The 23,139-nt window shown below is 33.5% G+C and carries 23 protein-coding genes; 11 read left to right on the top strand and 12 right to left on the bottom strand.

What is annotated here, in order from left to right:
- The first annotated feature begins 127 nt into the window (after positions 1-127).
- Positions 128-766, top strand: coding sequence for an AbrB/MazE/SpoVT family DNA-binding domain-containing protein (locus CVD28_RS04710; protein WP_101591196.1), 639 nt, complete (start codon positions 128-130; stop codon positions 764-766).
- 191 nt (positions 767-957) lie between these two features.
- Here the strand turns inward: CVD28_RS04710 and CVD28_RS04705 are convergent, their stop codons facing one another.
- The 7 genes from CVD28_RS04705 to CVD28_RS04685 all read right to left on the bottom strand — a co-directional run bounded on the left by CVD28_RS04705 (position 958) and on the right by CVD28_RS04685 (position 5,930).
- Positions 958-1,674, bottom strand: a complete 717-nt coding sequence (locus CVD28_RS04705) for a hypothetical protein (RefSeq protein WP_142384727.1) — start codon at positions 1,672-1,674, stop codon at positions 958-960.
- The gene (locus CVD28_RS04700; RefSeq protein ID WP_101591194.1) at positions 1,667-2,095 is read right to left on the bottom strand and encodes a LytTR family transcriptional regulator DNA-binding domain-containing protein; all 429 of its coding nucleotides are present in this window, start codon (positions 2,093-2,095) and stop codon (positions 1,667-1,669) included. The genes CVD28_RS04705 and CVD28_RS04700 overlap by 8 nt, the downstream gene beginning before the upstream one ends.
- Before the next feature lie 408 nt (positions 2,096-2,503).
- Entirely contained in the window at positions 2,504-3,130 is a 627-nt protein-coding gene (locus CVD28_RS04695) for a metal-dependent hydrolase (RefSeq protein ID WP_101591193.1), read from the bottom strand.
- A gap of 433 nt (positions 3,131-3,563) precedes the next feature.
- Positions 3,564-3,698: a hypothetical protein gene (locus CVD28_RS28560; protein WP_257985751.1), complete on the bottom strand. Its 135-nt coding sequence runs from the start codon at positions 3,696-3,698 to the stop codon at positions 3,564-3,566.
- Positions 3,695-4,561, bottom strand: coding sequence for a helix-turn-helix transcriptional regulator (locus tag CVD28_RS04690; RefSeq protein ID WP_180953936.1), 867 nt, complete (start codon positions 4,559-4,561; stop codon positions 3,695-3,697). Before CVD28_RS04690 ends, CVD28_RS28560 begins: the two co-directional genes overlap by 4 nt.
- A 321-nt stretch (positions 4,562-4,882) precedes the next feature.
- Positions 4,883-5,059, bottom strand: coding sequence for a hypothetical protein (locus CVD28_RS27880; protein ID WP_180953934.1), 177 nt, complete (start codon positions 5,057-5,059; stop codon positions 4,883-4,885).
- 127 nt (positions 5,060-5,186) lie between these two features.
- Entirely contained in the window at positions 5,187-5,930 is a 744-nt protein-coding gene (locus CVD28_RS04685; RefSeq protein WP_101591191.1) for a dTMP kinase, read from the bottom strand.
- A 296-nt stretch (positions 5,931-6,226) separates the two neighbouring features.
- Between CVD28_RS04685 and CVD28_RS04680 the strand changes: the two genes are divergently transcribed.
- A complete protein-coding gene (locus CVD28_RS04680; RefSeq protein ID WP_101591190.1) occupies positions 6,227-6,592 on the top strand; it encodes a hypothetical protein in 366 nt (121 codons plus the stop codon).
- Positions 6,593-6,639: 47 nt separating this feature from the next.
- On the opposite strand, the gene CVD28_RS04675 is transcribed toward CVD28_RS04680, so the two are convergent.
- The 4 genes from CVD28_RS04675 to CVD28_RS04660 all read right to left on the bottom strand — a co-directional run bounded on the left by CVD28_RS04675 (position 6,640) and on the right by CVD28_RS04660 (position 9,935).
- Positions 6,640-6,981, bottom strand: a complete 342-nt coding sequence (locus CVD28_RS04675; protein ID WP_101591189.1) for a helix-turn-helix domain-containing protein — start codon at positions 6,979-6,981, stop codon at positions 6,640-6,642.
- A 24-nt stretch (positions 6,982-7,005) separates the two neighbouring features.
- Entirely contained in the window at positions 7,006-7,932 is a 927-nt protein-coding gene (locus tag CVD28_RS04670; RefSeq protein ID WP_101591188.1) for a hypothetical protein, read from the bottom strand.
- Between the two features lie 69 nt (positions 7,933-8,001).
- The gene (locus CVD28_RS04665; RefSeq protein WP_257985750.1) at positions 8,002-8,688 is read right to left on the bottom strand and encodes a S1 RNA-binding domain-containing protein; all 687 of its coding nucleotides are present in this window, start codon (positions 8,686-8,688) and stop codon (positions 8,002-8,004) included.
- A gap of 95 nt (positions 8,689-8,783) precedes the next feature.
- Positions 8,784-9,935: a response regulator gene (locus tag CVD28_RS04660; RefSeq protein WP_101591186.1), complete on the bottom strand. Its 1,152-nt coding sequence runs from the start codon at positions 9,933-9,935 to the stop codon at positions 8,784-8,786.
- A gap of 243 nt (positions 9,936-10,178) precedes the next feature.
- Here CVD28_RS04660 and CVD28_RS04655 point away from each other — a divergent pair, with 243 nt between their 5' ends.
- From CVD28_RS04655 to CVD28_RS04625, 7 genes are all read left to right on the top strand, one after another.
- Positions 10,179-10,676 (top strand): hypothetical protein, encoded by a 498-nt coding sequence (locus CVD28_RS04655; RefSeq protein WP_101591185.1) that lies wholly within the window; start codon positions 10,179-10,181, stop codon positions 10,674-10,676.
- An 11-nt stretch (positions 10,677-10,687) separates the two neighbouring features.
- Positions 10,688-12,964, top strand: a complete 2,277-nt coding sequence (recD2, locus tag CVD28_RS04650; protein ID WP_257985749.1) for an SF1B family DNA helicase RecD2 — start codon at positions 10,688-10,690, stop codon at positions 12,962-12,964.
- Positions 12,965-13,110: 146 nt separating this feature from the next.
- Complete coding sequence (lepB, locus tag CVD28_RS04645) at positions 13,111-13,659, top strand: signal peptidase I (protein WP_101591184.1); 549 nt, start codon at positions 13,111-13,113, stop codon at positions 13,657-13,659.
- 129 nt (positions 13,660-13,788) lie between these two features.
- Positions 13,789-15,015 carry a stalk domain-containing protein gene (locus CVD28_RS04640; RefSeq protein WP_180953932.1) on the top strand — a complete coding sequence of 409 codons (1,227 nt, stop codon included), beginning with the start codon at positions 13,789-13,791 and terminating at the stop codon, positions 15,013-15,015.
- Between the two features lie 92 nt (positions 15,016-15,107).
- A complete protein-coding gene (locus CVD28_RS04635; protein ID WP_101591182.1) occupies positions 15,108-17,186 on the top strand; it encodes a DNA topoisomerase in 2,079 nt (692 codons plus the stop codon).
- 147 nt (positions 17,187-17,333) lie between these two features.
- Positions 17,334-18,326, top strand: coding sequence for a hypothetical protein (locus tag CVD28_RS04630; RefSeq protein WP_101591181.1), 993 nt, complete (start codon positions 17,334-17,336; stop codon positions 18,324-18,326).
- A gap of 42 nt (positions 18,327-18,368) precedes the next feature.
- Complete coding sequence (locus CVD28_RS04625) at positions 18,369-20,600, top strand: type IV secretory system conjugative DNA transfer family protein (RefSeq protein WP_101591180.1); 2,232 nt, start codon at positions 18,369-18,371, stop codon at positions 20,598-20,600.
- Between the two features lie 252 nt (positions 20,601-20,852).
- Here CVD28_RS04625 and hpf read toward each other — a convergent pair whose 3' ends face one another.
- Entirely contained in the window at positions 20,853-21,392 is a 540-nt protein-coding gene (gene hpf, locus CVD28_RS04620) for a ribosome hibernation-promoting factor, HPF/YfiA family (protein WP_180953930.1), read from the bottom strand.
- A gap of 161 nt (positions 21,393-21,553) precedes the next feature.
- Between hpf and CVD28_RS28555 the strand changes: the two genes are divergently transcribed.
- Both CVD28_RS28555 and CVD28_RS04610 read left to right on the top strand, forming a co-directional pair.
- Positions 21,554-22,261 (top strand): DNA-methyltransferase, encoded by a 708-nt coding sequence (locus CVD28_RS28555; protein ID WP_101591178.1) that lies wholly within the window; start codon positions 21,554-21,556, stop codon positions 22,259-22,261.
- Positions 22,262-22,310: 49 nt separating this feature from the next.
- Positions 22,311-23,105 carry a DNA-methyltransferase gene (locus tag CVD28_RS04610; RefSeq protein ID WP_101591177.1) on the top strand — a complete coding sequence of 265 codons (795 nt, stop codon included), beginning with the start codon at positions 22,311-22,313 and terminating at the stop codon, positions 23,103-23,105.
- Positions 23,106-23,139: the final 34 nt, after the last annotated feature.

The raw sequence follows: 23,139 nt of genomic DNA, 5'->3' as shown, positions 1-23,139 counted from the left end.
AAGGTGGTATCCTTCTTGTAGGATAAAGAATCCCTACATACCAAGAAGTTCCATTGACCTTGCTTATCAAGGGCGACTATACTGGAACAGTAGTCAGGCTATCAAGGACTTTCAAGGAGCAGTGATATTGCAAAAAACCAAGATGTATAAAAGGCTTAGAAATTTTCGCATACAATCAACCGTAACAGGAAAAAGACAAATCACCATTCCGAAAGAAATCTACGATTACTATGATTTGAAGAACGGAGACCAAATTAGCTTTATTGAAAAAGACGGTCAAATCATTTTTGAACCTTCGGATTACACTGTCCCTTGTTTTATTTGTGAAGGAACAGGAGCTATTATGGAGAAAGTTTGTTTTGTTTGTTGCGAAAAAGGTCGTATTGATAAAATTATGTTAGAAGATAACATGAGATTTTTTAGTTTTATTGGATTTAATGCGTTTCGTTATCGTGTTAGCGTGGGCTACAAATGTTTCAATGTTCCTTCAAAAGAAGGGGAGCTTTATTTAAATTATCCTGTCCTTTCTTTAGATAGCCAAGAGTATGATTCTGATAAACTGGTATGGATTAGGGATTTTCTTCAATCTAAAGTTATAGAAATGGAAGTTAAGAAAGATATAGAAAAAGCCTATCATCAAAGAGAGTTTCTTGAAAAAGGGATTGAGGCTTCCATGTATTTAGAAGAAGAAAAAGAAAACTTAAAATCCTGGTTGAAAAAGACATTCGATGATTTTATAGAGGAACGTACTTATTCATCAAATTAGAGAGGACTCTGCCAAGTCCAAAAGAATGCTCTGCCAAGTATTCAACTTTCTATAGATGAACCTCTATTGTCTTGAATGATAAAAGATTTGCATGAACATTTCCCCCTGAAATGAATCTGCAGATAAAAAGAAAACAACGGTCAAAAGGGAGTAAATCCTTTTTAATACCGTTGTTTTTTCTTTGTGCAAAATTATTTAAATAAATCAGGTATATATAACTTTTCGTGATATTCTTCAAGTTCTTTTGTTGAACGTAAATAGATAGAACCAAATGTAAGTGGTAAAAGAACAAATAAAGACGAAAGAAGAAAGTTCCAATATACAATATCTTTTGTAGCAAAATACATAGCAACCAATTCAAGGCAAATTAAAGAAGCAAAAAATATAAACATAGCAATTGTAGGAATTTTTAATTTAGAACGATAGTTCATGCTGTCGTACACAAATATAAATCCGAATCGACTTTTACGTATCCCTTTAGAAATTAGAAGAAGAATAAGAAATTCAACTGTTTGAACAATACAAGTCGCAAATGGTGTATAGATTACATCTTTCATTCCTATTAATTGAAACGAATCAAGAATAAAAATAAAAATGGATTGTACAAAAAGACCTGATATATAACCAGTAAGTGAAAGCAAGATAGAGTGCCACCAGGTAGCCTTTAAAAATAGTTTACTTAAAATAAAAATCATAAAAATAACGGTAAATTCGTTAATAACAAAATAGGATTGAATCATATCATATTCAATCGTCTGAACAATACTAACAAGAACAGAAATCCATAGAAGCTCTTTTAGAAATAAACCATACGTGCTACGGAAAATAGCTGTACTAATTAATAAAACTCCCAAAACTTCTAAAGAACCAAAGAGCGTTTTTAGGAAATAGATTAGCATATTATTCAAATATCCCCTTAATCAAATGTTGTATTTTCCTTTTGAAATCTGGTTTCATTTCTAATGTCTTATCATTTTGAAAAGCAACCATTCGTTGCAGTAGATTTTTTACAAAAGGAATTTTTATTCTTGCAACAGTACAAAAGATACTGTCAGGTGTAGGATTTTCTTCAAAGAATACTTTACCATATTTTTCGTCAAAAGAACGGATTTTTCGTAAATTTACAAGATTTGGTCTATCTAAAGAGACAAAACCTTCCTTCAATAACAGTTCATCAAATTCTGTTTTAGTAGACAAATGATAATATTTTTTTAATCCTATATAAAAAATAATTTTCCTTTTATCACTTTCAATGAATTCAACATCAGATAGATTAATAGATTCTAATTCTTGTTGTTCATTGATAACAGTCATATACATGTTTTCCATTTTGTCAAACTCCTTTAACACAAAATTATCATGAGGTCAATAAAAATTCGTGTACGCTTATTCGTGTTTACAGGATGAATCATGATTAGATATACTTACAAGGTAAGTTACAACGGATGATAGTTAATTAAAATTTAAAACATCAAGTTCTTTATCTCTGCCAAGATAATTGAGTTTGATAAAATCAATTGGTTGTAAAATGATAGCATAGTGAATCCCCCTAAGTTTTTACTGTGCATAAAAAACAAATCCTGTTTTATCTTTTATCACTGCCATGAAAAAAGATGAAAATAGGGATAATCACGATAAAATAATAGCTTTCTAATTATATAGGGAGCTATTTTTTTAGTCAACGAAAAAAAGACCAATCTTTTCTATTTTGAACGTAGAAAAAATTGGTTATTTTTTTTAGATAAAAGGTATCGTAAACACATGTCTGCTACCTAAGAACAATAATGTTCCGACTATGATAACTAAGCCTACGACCCCTTCTAAGAAGCCCCCTGTTGTTAAAGGTAGAAAACTGAATTTCTTACTTGTTAAAGGGTAGAGAAGAGGAGCACCGCCTTTTGTCAAGCAATCTAAAAAGATATGACTGGCAATCCCAAAACCTAATCCAATTGACATGTAACTAAATAAATCTGTTGCCATTCCTGTCATAAAGGTTCGTGAGATAAACAGTAAGAATGCTACAACTCCCATGAGTAGGAGAGGGGTGTGAGTAATTCCTCTGTGAGAGATGATGGTGCTGGTTGAGCCTTTCTTTCCAGTTACCGTATTCGTCACTTTTTTCACTTGCTTTGTTACTTCACCAGCTACAGTAAGAGGTGTTGAGACAATTCTCATTCTTCTTCCTAAATAGCTTCCTCTATGGTCAATGTCTGGTAAGATAGAACCAATCACTGACCCTGCTACAAAAATGGAACTCATTAGCATCTGTGTTGCTGTATCACCAGAAGAGGTGTGCTGAATTAAAAATTCATTTGCAATAACTCCTGTACTTATACCGCCTATAACGTGTGTTTTGAAATTCATATATATTCCTCCTGATTTAATATTCTCTTGATGTTAATATACGGTTCTGCAGACGATTATATAAATTCCAGAAGGTTAAGTAGTTAAAATAAAAAAGCATAAGTATGGGGATACCTATGCGTTGGTTATGATTTCCTTTTTACGACTATATGATATTCTCATTGAAAAAAAATAGTAAGGAAACACATATGTTGTTAATTACCTACAGGAAAGAATAACAACAGGATAAAACTTTCAAAAAGAATAACTTAATAAATATTTTTTATATCATACAAATAAATCTCTAAGATATAACTTTATATAGATAGAGTAACCTGTTAAAAGGGTTGCTCTATTCTTGTATAGAAACAAACTCTAATGGACTTATAGATAATAAAATAAAAAAGCAAAACAAAAAGCAGTAGGAGATGTCCCACTGCTTGTCGTTACAGGATTAGCCGATGATGAAGACTTTTACGTAATACCCTGCGATTAAACCCAAGGAAATCATAAGAACGTCTCCGATAATTTCAACCAGCAAATTCTGAACGAACTCTTTGTTCTTGAACTTTGCCATCAGAGTTTTCATGATTTACTAACCACCTTTTTTGAATTGATAACATATGGCTGAATTCTTTCACCCAATTTTTTGTAGACCTTAATATACTTCTCATTGAACTCATTACGAAGTTCTTCTTTAGCTTGAGAAGTCAACTTTACAGTAGAAAGGTCGCTACCCTCTTCTTTTAGCTCCTCTACTTTAGCTGGAGTATGATTGTTCAGAAGCTCTTTTAGGAGTTCTGCATGTTCATCTCTGGTCATGTATTGCTTTGTATCTTGGTTGAAATATTCAAAACCATTTACCGCTATCTCTTCTTTTTTGGCAGTGTTATCAAGAATCATCAGGTTGACAACATCTACATAAAGAGTAGAGTCTCTTTCTTGCTTGTAAGGCTTAACCCAAGCACTTTCAGTAAGAGTAAATAGTTCCTCAACAGAGATACCTAAAACATGACTTACTTTTAGTGCAAAGTCTACGCCAGGTTTCATTTTGTTCTTAACAACAGCATTGATGTTCTGTCTTGAAATACCTGTTAGCTTCGCTAAATCTGAAACGAGTAGTCCTTTCTCCTTTAGTATGGTCATAATGTGGTTTTCCACAGTTGTTTCATCTTCATCTATTATACACAAGCCTTTTTGCTTTAATTCGGCAAGACTTTTTATTTTCTCTCTACGAGGGATACTTCTTAATTCTTCCATTAGAGCTTTCTTAGCGTCTCCTGCTGGTAAGAAATGAAGTAATTCTCTTGCTGTTTCTACTTCTGGATACATACCAGATTCTTTCGCTTTTGTAACTGCCTCAACCGCTTTATTGTAGGCTTTTTTTACCTCTTTATCTTCTACTTGTTTTACTTCCGCTTCTACCAATTGAATCGTTTTTTTGTTTAGCATGTCTTTTCTCCTCCGTTGTGTACGTTCTGATTTTATTATTATTCGACACATTTCGATAATGTTGTTTGTTTTATTTTTACAATTAATACTTAAAACCTATCACAACAAAATGATTTCGTCAAGTATTTTTTACAAAAAGTTTAAAAATGTGTAAATTATTTTTTCTTCATAACCTATTTGAATGATAGATTAGACATATAAAGATATGTAAAAGGTCTGTTTATCGTAATGAACAAATAATTGAAATCAAATACATTCAGATACGAAAGAGATATAAAAACCCTTCCTCTAAAAAAGATAGAGAAAAGGTTTCGGAAAAGATTAGAGCGAAGAATAAACTAAATAAAAAACCATTCCGACTGTAAAGAAAAAAGCTCTTCGCAGAATCAACCATTTTTTAGCGATTATTTTTTGAACAAAGCCTCTCTCCAATGCCTTATCCTGAAATAATACATCACTTGATAGGTTGACCACCTTTTCGTTTTGACCTGTATTCATTTATCAAATCTCCCCTTTCAAGAACTAAATTAAGTATATAATGATTTAAAAATATTGTCAATTATTTTTTACAAAAAACAAAATGTTAATACGCAAAAAAAAGAAGAGGGGATTATCCCTCTTCCTTTTACTTATTTACACGACTAACAACAAAGTCATAAACCTCTTGAATAATATCATTCAGTGGTCTTAAATCTCCTGGTTGACCCTTTTCTACTTTGTCCTTAAAACTATCTTCTGTTACAGAATAAACCGTCTTCCAGTTCATGTACTCTGCAACCCAACAAGCATTTTCGTAAGATTTTCTCATAAAGTTTTGGTCTCCTTCATGAATGTCTTTCTTACTTTCACCTGTTATTTTATTTGCACGTTCTTCCATCAACTTTAAACTGTTTTGAATTGGCATGTTTAAAAAGATGGTTTCAGTAGGGGAGGGAAGTCCCATTTTAACGAACTCTAAATCCCAAAGCCAATCTAAATAGATTTTGCGTTCCTCTTTATTCTCGATTTTTGAGGCTTGGTGAATAGCGTTAGAAGAAGTGTATCTATCCGCAATGATAATCACTTTGTCTTCATAGGCTTCTTTCCATTCTTTTAGATATGACCCAATTCGGTCTACTGCATAAAACGTAGAAGCAGTATAAGGGTTTACATCTTCTGCATGAGTGCCAAAATCTCCATTTAGATACATTTTGACAAGAGCAGACGTGTCACTGCCATAGTTCGGATAGGTTAGCTTTAATGCCTTGTATCCATTTTCTATCAATTTTAAATAAACGGCATCTGATACGGTTTGTTTCCCACTACTATCTGTTCCATCAATTACAAATAAATTCCCTATTTGATTAAGTACATTTTGAATGTTTGTCATGTTTATATACTTCCCTTCTTATATAAGATAGAATCTTTCCTTTTTTATCAATAAAGTCTTTATATTCTAATGGCAAATAAGATGAATCATTCCAAATTAGTGTACCATTTCATTGACTATTGTCAATATAGTATAATATAGATGAATCGTATATACAAGAAAAGAAATAGAAGATAGTTCGAGAAAGAGTCTGGTGTCGTCTTATACGATGATATCTTTTTATAATTTACATTTAACCAAACTATAATGATAAAAACGAGAATGAATATAAATATGAGAAGAGGAGGGAAAAGAAGATGAAAACACTAAAAAAAATGACAGAATATATGTGGAAATATACTCCAATGTTCGCATTGATAATGATTTTATATACAGAGGTAGCTTTTGCAAGTGATAACAAACAAAAGGATTTTATTACAGCTTGGAAGGCATTAATGAATGAATACAGCGTTATTGTGGCTGGTGTAGCAGGATTGGGTGCTTTAACTTCCATGCTGGTCTTTATGGTTCATATGTTCCAATTAGCCTCTATCGGAAGTGCTCACCCTACAATAAGAAGAAAGATTATTAATGATATTATGATTTCAGCAGTATGTACAGCCTTATTAGGTGGAGTAGGCTTAATTTATGTAATTGTTTATCAAACAGTATGGTTTGGATAAGAATAAGAATAAGAAAAAGAGCTTAGACATTAAATCTAAGCTCTTTCTTATTGCAATGATTGATGTAATAGTTCAATAATCTTTTGTTTAACAGTTTCAGAAATCTGTTTATCTTGATAAATGCAAATATCTTCTGATAAAACCTTTTCTAAATCCACACAATTACTTTGTGGACTTTCCAAAAGATTTGCAACTTTTAATAGAGTTACATACTCAACATGAAGTGGAATTGCTAACTTCTCAAGAGTTAGGGGAGAAGGGTGTCGAACTCCTCTCTCCATTCTTGAAATATGAGAGGCAGAAATGCCACTTTCTTTTGAAAGTTGTTGAATAGATAGTTTCATTTCTATTCTTCTTTCTTGAAGAAAATCATGGATGGTTGTGCTCACATTTCTACCTCCTCTTTTTATTTATTATGCTTCATTTGGTTTGAATGTAACTGCTTTGATTTCTTGTAAGACATCTTGTTCAGGAAGATAACGTAAGAACGCACCTGTTTCATAAAGAACACGTTGAATCCGTTCATCCGTAGATAAGCGGAAGTTCTTGATTTCAGATGTTTCCGTAATTAACTTTCCTGCTTCTAAAGCAGTTAAATCACTATCAGCAAAAATAAATAGAATTGGAGGCTGGTCAGCATCGTAGTAGTATTTCTTCCAAGCATTTGTGGTTACAAGGCTTTCTAATTTAAATGCCTTATCACGCATAGTTACAGGGAAGTCAAACTCTCGAACACATTCACCAATGAAATACTTGTTTTGTCCATTTATCTTCATAGCCATTTCAAAGGAAGGAACAACATTTTTCTTTCCTACTCTAAATTCAGGCTCTACATTAAAGTAAAGCAGTTTATCTTTTGAAGTTTCTCTTACACGTAAGAAGATTTCAGTGGCTAATACGTTTTTGGAGATAATTTCCGATGTTTTCATATTCACTGTGCTGTACCAATCTGTTGTATCCTCATTAGAATAATGGGAAAGTAGGTATCTTCCACCTAAATCTAAACAGTAGACTTGGTAAGCATCTGGTGCTACTTGTTCCTCTTCAAATTCAGAAAGCATAAACTTATTAAGTACACGATATTTTACCAGTTTGTCCAATCTGTTTTTTAGATTTACTTTTGTTTTATCTTCTCCCAAAAGTTTATAAATTTGGTCTGCAGTAGCAAACTTAAATTGAAATAAGAACTTGGCAATTAAAATATCTCTGTCTGTAATGACATTGTTGTTTTTCATTTTGATGATTTCGTTTTTACCAATATTTAAATTAAACTTATTTTCAAAAGTTTGTTTTAAATCTGCTGGAATAACGGTAGGTTTGTCCTGTTCTTTTAAATACATCAATTAACGCTCCTTTCTTATTTTGAAAAATAGGCAGAAAGGGCTTCTTTCTGCCTTTTTATGAAACGATTAGAGGATTCTTACGATTTTTCCTCTTACACGTTGGTCTTCTGGTTTGATTTGAGTGATACGGAAGGATACTTTCATACCTTCTTCTAATTCGCCAGTTCCAGGGATAGGGCAAAGTGCGTCTAATCCTGGTGCGATGCAAACATATACACCCCAAGGTTTTACGTTACGAACGACACCAAGAACTACTTGGTCACGCTCAAACATATCGAAGCTCATGATTGTTGGGTTTTTGTATTTTTCGATAGCTTCAAAAATTAGGCGGTCATTAGAAGATACTTTTTTCAATTTAACATTGACAGTATCCCCAACTTTTAATACTTCACCAACAGTTGTGTAGTCATCAGCGAAGTCTACGTTTTTAAGCAAACCAGTTACTCCGTCAATTTCTACATATGCTCCGTATTTCAATACATTGATAACCTGTGCGTTGAATACTTCACCTTCACGTAGACGCTCAACTACTTCTTGTTTTAAGATTTCTTGTGCGTCTTTACGAGAGCAGATAACTACACCAGTATCTCTATCAATCTCTTTTACTACGAAACTTACTTCACGACCTAAGAAACCAACAAGAGACTTCCACTCTACTTCAAGGTCTACTTCGTCACGAATGATGATACCTTTCACACCATCAAGGTCAAGAACCAATACGTCTGTATCAAGTTCAGCGTTGTGTTGAACCACTTTCACCAAACCTTTAAGAATTTCCTTGCTATTCATTGCTTTTTCATATGCTGTAAATTTAGTCATAATATTTTATTTCCTCCTTTTAATGTTTTTTACTTTTTAAATAATTTTTTGACCATTCCAAACAAGCCATCATTTTTATCATTATAGTTGTCTTTATCTGAAACATTCAAAATTGGTTCTTCTACATCTGTTTCATCATAATTATCATGTTCGGAACGAAGAACTCTGCCTCTTGGTGGGCGAATATTTACTTCTCTTCCATTGGAACTATACGTTCCTTGTGGGCGAATATTGATTTCTTCTATTTTTCTATCAGTCTTTTTAGACTTCGTAATTTCAACAGTAGAAATCAATGTTTCTTTCTGAACAGGATTAGAAGCTGAAGATTGTACCTCTTCACGTTTTTGTGGTGGGTTTGGTGTCGCCACTGGTCTTGGTTCAGGTTTTCTTGGTGGAACAGGTGCTATTGGAACAGGTTGCTCAACCACTGGTCGTCTACTGATAGGTTCTTTCACTACAGGAGTAGGTTGTTCATCTGTTTCAAACTCAATGAGGGTTTCATCTGGTTCAAATTCGACAAGAGTTTGATTGTCCTCTAATTCAATAAGGGAATCATCTTCTTCGACTTTTTCTTTTGTCAGACCAAATTCCTCTTGTTCTCCTTCCACAAGCTCCTTATATTCCTCTGGAAACTCAATAGAATCTTCTTCATTTTCAATCACAAACGTCATGCTCTTACTTTCGTCAGGCTTGTCCATGATTTCAATTTCAAAGTTATCAAAATTATCTTCATCTGCTTCCATTGCAATGACAGGGGAAGATGGAGCAATTTCGATTTCTTCTACAACCGTTTCCGCTTCTAATTCAACCGTTTCGGGTTCTTCTAACATCTTCTCTAACTTACTCCATAGAAAAGCTGGTTGGAAAGGTTTTTGAAGATATTCCAAGACTCCTGCTTCTAAAATTTGACGTTTGATTTCGTCATCATTATTACCAGTTACAGCAATAATCTTAGCGTTAGGGTCTTTCGATAAAATTTGCTTCGTTGCTTCGATACCAGAAATGTCAGGCATATTAATATCCATCGTGACAATATCAGGTTTTAATTCAAAATAAAATTTGATACCTTCTTTACCATTTTTAGCTTCTCCTACGACTTCATATCCTGCTTCTTTTAGAGCTTTCTTTAACAAGTTCCTCATAAAATAAGCATCATCGATAATCAATACTGTTTTGCTCAATAAATGAACCTCCTTTCAAATATCAGGTACTTTTTAATATCTTAGTTGACCAGCGTTGATTTCATTATACTCTCGTATTGACTATGGACAAATAGCATTTTGGTTTGACTATGTTCTATGATTTTTGCCTATAAAATGTACACATTTATGATTTTGTAAAAAAAAATTGACGTTTTCCTGATTATTTGCTATGATAGTTATACAAACCAAAACAGATTGGCATTATAGGAGGAGAAAGAAAAAATGATTGGGAGAATGTATCGACCATTAAAGATTTTGAACCTAAATAGTTTCCGTAAAGATAAAGATAAAAGAGGATTTAAAATTTTCAACAAATACAAATCAAACTTCGGGGGTACGTTTAAGTTTGAAACGAATATCTATTTGAAATATGATGCAGAAACACAAACAGAAGTCGTTCAAGTAGAATTTGAAAACCTAACGCTTCCTATATATATGGAAACCGCTATTCGTTTAGATGAAGACAAAGCGATTAGCTCTAATGAAGAAAGAACCATTTCATCTTTGAGAAAGCTGGTTAGACCTACGAAAATTACTTCTAAAGATATTCTTGAATTTGTCATGATGATTGAATCTTCCAGAGAAGAAACAGAAAATGACATTTTAGAAATGAGTCTTGTGCCTGTTATGAAAGATAATCAGGAATACATGAAGATAGAAGTATCTTGTCAAACACCAGTCGTTATCCATTCACAAACAACATTGAAAATAGCAGAATAGGAAGTGAAAAAATGATTCCAAAGGAAGGAATGAATATTCCAGTACGGTTTGAAGTCGTTAAGATTAGACACCGCAATGAAGCAAACGGATATACGATACTCCAAGCGAAATTCATTGATTATCCTTCCACATATTTACCTACATCAGAAATCGTCATTATCGGAAATTTTCCTTCCATATTAGTAGAAGACGAATTTGAAGGAGTCGGTAGCTGGAAAAGTAACAATGTATTTGGATACAATTTTGTATTGGAACAAGCTAAACGTGTTGTCCCTCAAACGGAAAAAGGGATTCAGGAGTTTTTAAAGCGTTGTGCCAAAGGTATCGGAGCAAAAACAGCAGAAAAGATTGTAAAGACATTTGGAATCCAAACCATTTCCATTATCGAAAAAGATTGGAAAAATCTTTTAAAGGTTCAAGGAATGGGTGAGAAAAGGGCTAAAGCCATTCATGAAAAGCTAATCGTTCATAAACGCTTTGAAGAAATTGCTATGTATGTATTGAGCCAAGGAGCTTCTTATAATACTGCCATCCGTATATATGAAGCGTTCGGTGAATCAGCTATTATGAGAATAAAAGAAAACCCATATGTCTTGTGTACCATTCCTAAAATCGGATTTGCAGAAGCAGATAGATTTGGAAGAGCAGAAAGAGTCCCATTTTCTCATGTAGAACGAGTAAAGTATGGAATCCTGCAGTTTTTAGAGTTGAACACCAAGAATCGTGGGAATTTATATACAGAAAAGCAATACCTGAATGAACGTATTCAGAAGTTCTTATTGGATTACGGTGCTTTTAAAGCAGAGAAGAATGTGGAAGTGATTTCACCAGACAGAGTGAATGAAGCTCTAAAATTCTTGAAAGATGAAGAAAAAATTGCGATTGAAAAAGAAAAAAATGGTACTGAATGTATCTATATGAAATCCTATCATATTACTGAAAACCAAATTGTTCGTCATTTGAAGAAGTTGATTGAAGAACCAAAAACACCTATTGCATTGACTTCACAAATTGATACGTTTATTGAAGAGTATCAGGCGACAAAAGGAATTACATTAGCCCAAAGGCAAAAAGAAGCGGTTTATATGGCATTAAGGAATGGTATGAGTATCCTAACTGGTGGTCCTGGTACTGGTAAAACGCAAACCATTAATACCATTATCCAATGTATCAAATCCGTTAAACCAACTGCTGTCATTCATCTTTGTGCTCCGACAGGAAAAGCAAGTAAACGAATGACTGAACTAACAGGTATGGATGCCATGACTATTCACCGTACCATTGGATTAAATAGCTTTGAGAAAGAAAACGAAACAAGTGTGATAGAAGGGGATTTTGTTATCATTGATGAATCTTCTATGATTGACGCTTTCGTATTCTACAAACTGTTGGAATCTATTGATGAAGATGTAAGAATCCTGTTTGTTGGTGATTATGAACAATTACCAAGTGTGGGACCTGGTTTGATTCTTCGTGATTTGATTAACTCTAATAAAATTCCTACTACTGTATTAAATGAGATTTTCCGTCAAGCAAGAGAGTCCCAAATTGTCATGAACTCTCATAAGATTATCAATGGCGTAAAAACAGGGGATGAAGACGGATTAACCTTTGACGTAGAGAAAAAGGACTTTTATTTTGTTAGAAGAAGCGATAAAATCAAAGCTCAACAAGGGATTTTAGAGAGTGTAGAAAGTTTCATTAAAAATCATGGCTATAAACTCCAAGATATTCAGATTCTTTCTCCTATGAGAAAAGGGGATTTAGGTGTTTGGCAACTAAACCGTTTGATGCAACAAAAATACAATCCACCTACCGCTCATAAAAGAGAAATGAAATTAGATGAAATTTCTTTATTGCGTGAAGGCGATAAGGTCATTCAGACAACCAACAACTATGAGTTGGAAGTCTTCAATGGAGAAGTGGGTTATGTGAAATACATTGGTCTAAATGCAGATGGAGACCAAATTGTAGAAGTTGATTTTGACGATAAAACGATAACTTATGATGCATTGAGCGTAGAAGAGTTAGAATTGGCGTATGTCATGACGATTCATAAATCACAAGGAAGTGAGTTTCCGATTGTGATTATGCCAATCCATGCTTCACAAGAAATTATGCTGAATAAAAACTTGGTTTATACTGCATGGACAAGAGCCAAGCAAACAGTTGTATGTGTAGGTACGACAAGTGCATTGGATAAAGCTATTGATAAAAATGACAACACACTTAGAAATTCAAAAATTAAAGATAAAATCATTGAGCAAATTCAACCGTTGGCTTCTTAATAGAAGGGGTAGTCTATTATGGCTACCTTTTCTTTTTTATTTCTTTATGGAATGAAGGCTTTTTTTATATAATGAAATATCTAAGAAGAAAAAGGTGTTTGGAACAAAACTTTTTTAACAGGATGACATATAAGGGGTGAATCGTTATGTGGAGCATGAAAGAACTTTTTGATGAAAATTTCAAAAAGAAATTTGTGGCTAAATTTGGGAAGAATCTTTGGAGACTTACTCGAATTATTGTTATTTTGATGTGTATGTCGCACTTTTTCCATTTTGCGATTGTACCATCAGAATCAATGTACCCAACCATGCACGTAAAAGACTATTTGATGGTTTATACTCAAATTGACGAGTATGAAAGAGGTGATATTATAGCCTTTAAGTTTCCTGAAAATGAAGAGGAAACCTATTTAAAACGTGTCATTGGGCTACCTGGTGATACCGTAGAAGTCAAGGATGGGTTGGTTTATGTGAATGATAATTCTTTACAAGAAGATTATCTAAATGAAAAACCAACTTACACATATTCTAAAACGGTTGTTCCAGAAGGGAATTATTTTGTTCTTGGAGATAATCGAAATAACTCTTACGATTCTCATAATTGGGGATTTGTAAAAAAAGAAAAGATTAGAGGAAAAGCGGTTGTAAGATTGCTACCTTTTAGTCGTTTCCACGTTATCAATGAACAAGATTGAAGAATAGGGCATAGACTTTAGTCTAATGCTCTATTTTTATTGCCTAAATAGTACATAACTGATAAACTATATAGTAGCTTACTATAATGTTTTATACATTTTGTATCATTAATTAAAGGAGGGAACATGATGAAAAAGAAACAAAGTACATTACTTTTAACTGCACTATTAACACTTGGCTCGTCTGTACCAGCAATGGCAACAAGTGTCACAGATACAGCAACCGCTACACCAACTTTCTCATATTCTAATTCAACTTTGCCTAATTTCGAGTCGTTTTCAAATGAAAAAGTATCAAAGGAATTAAAAGAGAGAAAAGAAATGTTAGAGGAAACCATTTATGCGGATTCTTTTAAAGAATTATCGTTAGGAGAAAAAATGGTTTTAGTAGAAGGGTATTTTACGGTTCGCTCTGACATTCACAAAGAAAACCAAAAGACTATCTTATCTGTAACGGACATTTTAGAATTACACAGAATAGAAGGTGATTTAAAGAAGGAAAGCGATAACGAATCAAAAGACAATGCCTTAATTTCCGCTTTAATTCAAGAAGTAAAGACCAAAGATATGTCCAAACTAACTGCAGATGAAATCAAAAATTCAAAAGAATTGATGAATAAATTGATTGGGTCTAATAAAGATTTAAGAACTGCAGGAAGGGACTTGGATACGCTCATTCATACTCAAATCAAAATGTTTAATTCCACTCAATTGCGTATGCTCAATAAATTCGGACAAGAATCTGAAATTAACGGAGATAAAGAACAAGCATTGGAATTGAATAAAAAAATGTTGAAATTAACAGAAGGGGATATTCAAGCCTATAAAAAGGTAACAAGTCTACTATCTGCTCAAGGAAAAAACTTCTTCTTTGTTGATAATGAAGTCATTGAAACGACTATTCCATTCTTTACGAAAAATGGTGGAGCATATATTGATATTTCTGACATGTCCAAAGTAACTGGATTTGAAATTACGAATGAAGAGAAAAAATTAACGGTACAAAATGGAGATAATAAAATTGAAGTGAACAAAGAGGATTCAAGTGCTTCCTTCAATGGAACGCCTATTGGAAAGGATTTCACTGTTTTAGATAATGGAAAACTCTATCTTCCAATTCACTCTATCTTTGAATTGTTCCACTATGATGTAAAGTGGGATGGCGAAATTCAAAAAATTGTCATTTACAAGCAAGTATATGAAAAGAATGAATTAGATTCTCTTTCAGTAGAGCAATTTGTTGATAGCTTGTTTCCGCAAGTACCTGTTGAAAAGGTAGAGAAAAAAGCAGACAAACCTTCAACAGATAAGCAACCAACAAAAGAAGAAAAGATACAATCGAAACCACAACAATGAAGCGAAAATGTAAAAAATAATTGACAATAGTCTACGAATAGGTTATACTGAAAGTAGGCTATTTCTATGAAAAGAAAGCGAGGAATGTACTCATGAGAGCATTACTAATTGCAGAAAAACCTTCTTTAATGAAGGAAATCCAAGCAGTTTACAATAAATATGGTCATAAAGATACGATTGAATTTAAAACATTTGCTGGTCATACGATGACTTTGCAAGAACCTCAAGAATATAACAAAGATTGGGAAAAGTGGAATTTAGCTGTTCTTCCAATGATTCCTGATAAGTTTAAGTACAAGCCAACTAAAGACAAATATGCAATGTATAAAGATATTAAAGAAACCATTAAAGTTGGTGAATATGATTACATTATCAACGCATGTGACCCTGGTCGTGAAGGACAACATATCTTCTTTAGTTTTTATGATTCTATCGGAGTGAAATTACCAGTTAAACGTATATGGCATAAAGATTTAACTGAACCTGAACTTAAGAGGGCTTTAGATAATTTGCGTGATGAAAAAGAAACAGCATTACAGAACATGACAATCGCATCTAAATATAGAGCTTATTTTGATTGGTTAATTGGGTTGAATGGAACGAGAGCAGTGAGTATGACAACCAACAAGAAAATTCGTGTTGGGCGTGTTATGACACCTGTCCTAAAATTAATTGTTGATAGAGAACTGGAGCTTCGTAACTTTGTACCTAAACCGTTTTGGGAGATTGAAGGAAACTTTGGTTCATATAAAGGGATTTATTTTGATGCAGAAAACGAAAATGAAACCAAGTTTTTAGATAAAGCAAAGGCAGAAACCCTAATTAAAAAGTTAGGTAAACAAGGAACAGTAGTTCAAGTAAATAAGAAGAAGGAAACTAAATTTGCTCCTGGTCTTCATAATTTACAAGAATTATCAAATGAAGCCAACAGAACCTTTGGTTATACAATGGCAGAAACTTTAAAGATTGCTCAAGAACTGTATGAAAAGAAAATTTTAAGTTATCCAAGAACGGATTCTCCATTTCTTACAACAGCCATAGCAAAAGATTTTACCAAGCATTTAAAATCTCTGTTATCAGTTCCAGAATTGAAAGATAAAACAGAAGCCATTATGAAAAATTCTTCTGTACTGACTTCCGTATCAGGAAACAAAAAGTACGTAGATGATAAGAAAGTTACAGACCACTACGCTATCATACCAACAGGGGTAAGTGTTGACCTTTCTAAGTTATCTGTGAAAGAAAAGAATATCTTTCAAATGGTCTGCCGAAGATTTTTGGCTATTTTCTTACCACCAATGGTAACAAACAAAACAAACATTATTACTGATAGTAATGGACATAAGTTCAATACGACTGGTAGTGTGCTTGTAGACCTTGGCTTTATGGAATTATACAACTACAAAAAGACTGACAATGTGCTTCCTGATGTGAAAAAAGGAGAAGTGTATGACCTAAAAGGAGTAAAATTAATTGAGAAGAAAACATCTCCCCCACAGCGTTATAATGACGAAACATTAGGTAAAGCAATGGAAAACCCAACGAAGTTTGTAGAAGATGAAGAATTATCTTCTGTCCTAAAAGAAGCAAATGGAATTGGTACACCAGCTACAAGGGGTGGAATTGTAGAGAAACTGGTTGACCTTGAATACATGGGTAGACAAGGTTCAGGTAAAGTAAAGCAGTTTTATGCTACTGATTTTGGAATTTCTGTTATCGAAGCATTAAAAGGCAAGGATATTACTCTTCCCGAATTAACTGCTACATGGGAGAAAAAATTATCAGGCATAGAAAAAGGAACATACAAAGCTGAAGACTTCTATAAAGAAATGATTGAATATGCAAAACAAACGACAGAAGACTTTAAGAGCTTGAAAGCCACCGTTTCAACTGCTTCCACTAAAGAATCATTAGGTCAATGTCCAAAATGTAAGTCGAATGTAGTGGAAGGTAAAAGTTTCTACTTGTGTACAGAGTATAAAAAGACATGCGATTTCATTATTGGAAAAGAAATTATGGGTGCAAAAATCAGCAAAACAGAAGCTAAAAAGTTGTTAGCTGGTAAAGAATCCAAAGAACTTGAATTTACATGGAAGTCTGGTAAGAAAGGAAAAGCAAAACTAAAATTAAATAAAACCAAATTGGATTTTGTTTTTTCTAATAAGAAATAAAAGAAAGCTCCCTTTGTAGGGGGCTTTTTTTTGTTATACGCTTGTAAAAATTCATTATTAAACTTGATTCTACATATTATTTATATGAAGATAGTCAACGAAAGTTATATAATTGACTATATGCAAAATAATAAGGAGGAGATATCGTTGAAAGAAGTAGCGAAAAAGAAAATCATGATTGGTGCATTAAGTGTAGCGATTGTCGTTAGTTTGGGATTTAGCATTTATACTTCCAAACATTTAAATGATGATAATGACAAAGAAACTCCTAAGACCAGCCAAGTTTCTCAAAACCAAAAGGGTGAAGGGGATAAAGCAAAGGACAAAGATGAAGAACCTGTTTACACAAATCCAATGAATGAAGGAAAAGAAGACCCTGTATTAACAGAAGGGAAAAAAGAATTGAGTGTAGGTGAAATGAAAGGGAAAGAGCAAGAAGTTCGTGACCTTTATCGTGAATATAAGTTCGATGAAGGAATTAAGGAACTTGATAAGTTGCAGAGTAGTTACAAATTCACAGAGGATGCAGAAGTTTTGAAAAAATTGCAAGACGATGGTGCATTGTTCTCTAATCTTTTCTCTGGTCATCTTACCGATGAAGATGGAGAAGTAAATGGATTGGCTCTTGTAAACTTGATGGGTGCGTTTGAAGACCCTGAAGATTTATTAATCGCCATGCTTCATCTTGATTCAGATTTAAGGCAATATGTCATTCTTTATGATGGAAGTTTGAATCCAGTTCTTTATGAAGAAAAAACGTATCCACTTATTTCAAAAAAGACAACAGAGGAAATTCCTCATGAAATTGGGATTATGTACCCTGAAACAAAAACGTATCACAAAATTGAATTTACTTTAGAAAAATTCAAATTAGAAGCCTATATTTTAGAAGATGAAAGCGGTGTTCTTCGTTTTTACATGATTAAAGACCCTTACAACAAATCTAATTATTACACAATTGGTCAGTGGACAAAAATGGAAGAAAACAGACAAAGTGGCAGACCAATTATGGATGGTGTTATGGAGCTGAAAGATAAGGCAAACGATGGTATTTCAACTCCAACGATTGAAGAAGAAGTCGAATCTTTTGAAGATACACCAGTAGAATCAACAACAGAAACAAACGAAAACAAAAAGTAGTTTGATTCATAACAACAATTCATAGAAAGGAGAGGACAAGTTTTGTCAGAGAATAAAAACAAGTTAAGTGCCAAAGCAACAAATGTATTAAAAGAACAGTTCAATACAATTATCACCGCTTTATTTACCCTTCAAATAGCAAATTTTGTATCTGCCTATTTGTTTTATAAAGGTTTGATAGTCGTTACCTTTACTCTTTTTGCTCTTATTTTTATCGTCTTTGCGGTAGGAAAAGATTATACAGAAGAAAAATCGAAGAAATATGGGTTTAAAATTTTTAAAATTTCATTGCTCATTTTCATTCTTTCATTAGTCAATCATTTCTTTTTAATGTTAGGAGGAATGTCCAGTAGTGAATCGAAAGCTCATGCCATATTCAGATTGAGTATCTTTATCAATATTGCAACATCTATTGGGATTATGACTTTGGTAAGAAAAGACGAAACCAAAGATGTTTTTAACAATATTTATGAAAACTCCATTTTGGAGAAATTTGGTCTTAAATCTTCAACAACTGAAACAAAACAAGGAGATATTAAAATAGCAGTCAATAAAGATACTGGAAAAGAGGAGATTCTACCATTTAAAGATAGATTCTTGCACATGTTAGTTCTTGGACCAACGGGTTCTGGTAAAACCTCTCAAACTATCATTCCTATGATTAACCAAGATATGCAGAATCCTGATTGTGGTATTACTGTAATTGAACCAAAAGCGGATTTGGCTGAAAAAATCTATGCAATGGCAAAACATTATGGTAGACCAGTTATCTACTTTAATCCTATTTTGCCCGATTGTCCTTATTTTAACCCTTTATTCGGAAAAGAAGAGGATGTAATTGAAAACATTGCTACAACATTTAAAATGTTAAGCCCTGATTCTCCACAGTTCTTCATGGACATGAACGAAAACCTTATTCGTAATGCCTTGAAAGTATTGAAAAGAACAATGGCAAATGATGCAACCTTTATCGACCTTTATACACTAATTGCAAATCCTGGTGGAGCAGGGAGAAAAATGGTTATGTCTTTCTCACGTATGAACGCTGAAAGTGCAGAAATTGCAAAAGAAAATTCAGATATTGCTCAATACTTCTTGAATGACTATTTCAATGAGAAATCTAAAACGTATGAACACTGTTCTGCAGTACGTACACAAGTTGGTAAATTGATTTCTAATAAATTCTTGCGTAAAGTGTTAAATCCACCAGCAGGAAAGAATGATATTGACTTCGATAAACACCTTGCAGAAGGTGGAGTTATTGCAATTGCGACTGCACAAGGTACATTGCGTGACCTTGGTCGATTCTTGGGTTACTTTATCATTCTTCAATTCCAAGCGTCTGTATTCCGTAGACCAGGGAATGAGAATACTCGTCTTGCACACTTCTTGTATATAGATGAATTCCAAGTATATGCAAACCCAGGTTTTGCCGACATGCTTACACAAGGTCGTTCTTATCGTGTAGCTTCTCACCTTGCAACACAAAACAGAGCGTTAATTGGTATGGGTCGTGGACAAGAAGGGAAAGACTTTATCGAGCTTGTTTCTACGAACGCACGTAATATCATTATCTATCCTGGTGGAAACGCACTGGATGCGAAATATTACAGTGACCAATTTGGTGAAATTTTGAAAAAGACACTTCAAAAAGGGGTTTCTTCACAAAAATTCAATCCGTTATATGGATTCCAAAAAATGAGTTACGACAATGTTAGTGTTCGTGAAACAGAAGCAATGGAAGCACGTTTCTCCCCTTCGGATATTATGTATCGACCTTTCGGAGAAATTACGTATCTATTAATCAAGAAAAATAGTATTCAATCACCAGCAGTTGGAACAATTGAATACATTCCAGTTGAATTAAACAATAAACTGGATGCCATGATTGAAGAATACAATGAAAACATCTTTAAAAAGCCAAGTCTTGATAATACAAGCAAAGAGGATTCTTCAGAAGAAACGCCTCAACAAGCTCATGTACAAGACCTTGTTCTTCAAAAAGAGCCTGTTATCGCAAAGAATCCAGTTGTTGCTCCTGCAACAAAGAAAGAGATTCCTGATAGAGTGCCAAACATTGATGACTTTATCCTTGTAGAAGAAAAGAAAAAGCCTGTTGATAAAAGAGAATTTATTTCTCCTGATGACGACTTTACGGATGACATTGTATTAGAGGCAGACGATAAACCATTTACTATCAATGAAGCTAAAAAGAATGATTCTTCTTCTGATGAAATTAGCTTTATGAATGACGAAGAGGATGACCTCATTTAATAGGAGTTGAAAAAGGGGCTATAGTAGACAGAGAACAAACCAGTGACCCTGAAAGACCCACAACCTATGAATAGGTGGTTGAAGCTGTTAGGTTCTCTAATGTCCTATTAAACAGTTAGAGAGAGTACGGAAGTAATTCTGTACTCTTTTTTATTTTTTGATAAATAGATATGAAAAAAGTATGAATAAAGCATGAAGATTAACATAAAAAGTACATAAAAAAACAGGCTACTAAGAGCCTGTTTCTGTTTGTTAGCGAACGCTTTCGATTAGACCGTAATTTCCGTCTTTACGCTTGTAAAGAAGGCACATTGTATCTGTTTCTCCGTTGAAGAAGAAGAAGAAAGAATGTCCTAACATTTCCATTTGAAGAATAGCTTCTTCCTCCATCATTGGTTTCATGTCAAATTGTTTGCGTTTTACGATTGGTTCTTTTTGTTCCATAGTAATATCTTCATCTCCTTCGTTTAATTTAATGTTTTCCGCATAGCGAATCGTTTCATGAGTACGTTTGTTTGATTTTTCAATTCGTTTATTGACTTGATAATTCACTTTATCAATGAGTGTATTAATAGATACGTACAAGTCAGAATGAACAGCTTCCATTTTCAATAATTGACCAGCGACATGAAGCATAACTTCTGCTTTTTGACCTTCTTTACTGGTCGATAAGGTAACATGGAGAGTTGTGTTTTTGTCTACTTTTTTTGTAAGACGTTCAAACTTCTCTTCAACAAATTGAGTGATTCCTTTCGTTAATTCAAAGTTCTTTGCAGTAATGTTCAATTTCATAGTTCCAAAAACCCCTTCCATCAACAATATTCAACTAAAGTCTTGTAGAGCAAATATGCTATTCAAAAACTTTGTTGGCTTTATTATACTATACAATAGGCAATAAGTAAATATATATAGACTATAAGCAATAATGTCTGATATAGTAAGGAGGGAAGATATTGAGTGGTCAAATTCGTGAAAATATGAGATTAAATCATGTGTATCAAATGGATTGTTTGGAAGGTTTAAAATCCATTCCTTCGGAAAGCATTCATCTTTGTGTAACTGACCCTGCTTACAAGACTATAAGCGGTGGAAGGAAACGAAAAGAAGGACAACCAAGCGGAATTCTCTTATCGAATGACGGAAAGATTTTTCAACATAACAACATCAAAATTAAAGATTGGATGACAGAAGTATATCGAGTATTGAAACCACAATCTCATTTTTATGTCATGACCAATACGCTTAATTTACAAGAAATGTTGAATATTGCAACAGAGATTGGTTTTAAACTTCATAATCTTTTGGTGTGGAAAAAGAACAATTGTACGCCAAGTCAATATTACATGAAAAATGCAGAATACATTCTCTTTTTAAGGAAAGGAAAAGCCAAATACATTCACAATCTTGGTTCAAAAACAGTCATTGAAATAGATAACGTCAGAAACAAACTTCATCCTACGGAAAAACCAGTAGAACTTATGGAGCTATTTATTCAGAACTCCTCTAATGAAGGAGATATTATCTTAGACCCTTTTATGGGTAGCTTTACAACAGCAATCGCTACTTTGAATGTAGGTGGGAATCGAAAGTTTATTGGATTTGAAATTGACCCTACTTATATAGAGATTGGGAATCAACGATTACTTCCTTCTCAATATTGACTATAAACGATACAAACTATTTTTTGACTAAAAAGGAGGTGGTTTAGAAGTGTGGGAGAACCGATTGTTTCATGAAGATTGTGTAGGAGAAAGAGGAATGTGTCAAATTCCAAATCAATCAGTGAGCTTAATTTTTACGGATTTGCCTTATGGAACGACACAGAATCGTTGGGATACGGTTATCCCTTATGACGTGCTCTGGAAGGAGTATGAACGTGTAATTAAGCCAAATGGAGCTATTGTATTGTTTGCTCAAAATCTCTTTGCAAGTGACCTCATACAAAGTAATCGAAAGCTCTTTAAGTACAAATGGATATGGGTAAAAGATAGACCTTCTAATTTTTTAAATGCGAAACGGATGCCTCTCTTTGATTTTGAAGAACTGCTTGTGTTTTACAAGAAAGCTCCAACATACAATCCTCAATTTTTTGAAGGAAAACCTCTTCATGGGATGGGGAGCAAATACAAAGAAGGTCAATTAAAAAATAACAATTACGGTGAGTTTAAAAGTCATGAAAATCCTTCGGCAAATCGAACAGGGGATACAAAAAAATATCCAAGAACAACCCTTTTTTATCCGAAGCCTCACCCACCTATTCACCCCACCCAAAAGCCCATAGATTTAGCAGAATATATCATTCGTACCTACACAGATGAATCGGATGTCGTTTTAGACAGTTGTACAGGAGTAGGAACAATTCCTATTGCTTCTGTTCGTACTGGTCGAAAATTTGTCGCTTTTGAAAAAGAACAAGGTTTTTATGAAAAAGCCTATGAACGAATAGCTGAATCCATAACAGAAGAAAAAAGGGACTTTTATCAAAATTTCTTCTCTACACCATAGATAAAGTTTTCTACCAAACAACATAGAGAGAGGA

It is taken from the genome of Bacillus sp. M6-12 (assembly GCF_002860285.1).
Classification (GTDB): Bacteria; Bacillota; Bacilli; order Bacillales; family DSM-1321; genus Peribacillus.
This window is presented reverse-complemented; position numbering and strand designations above follow the sequence as displayed.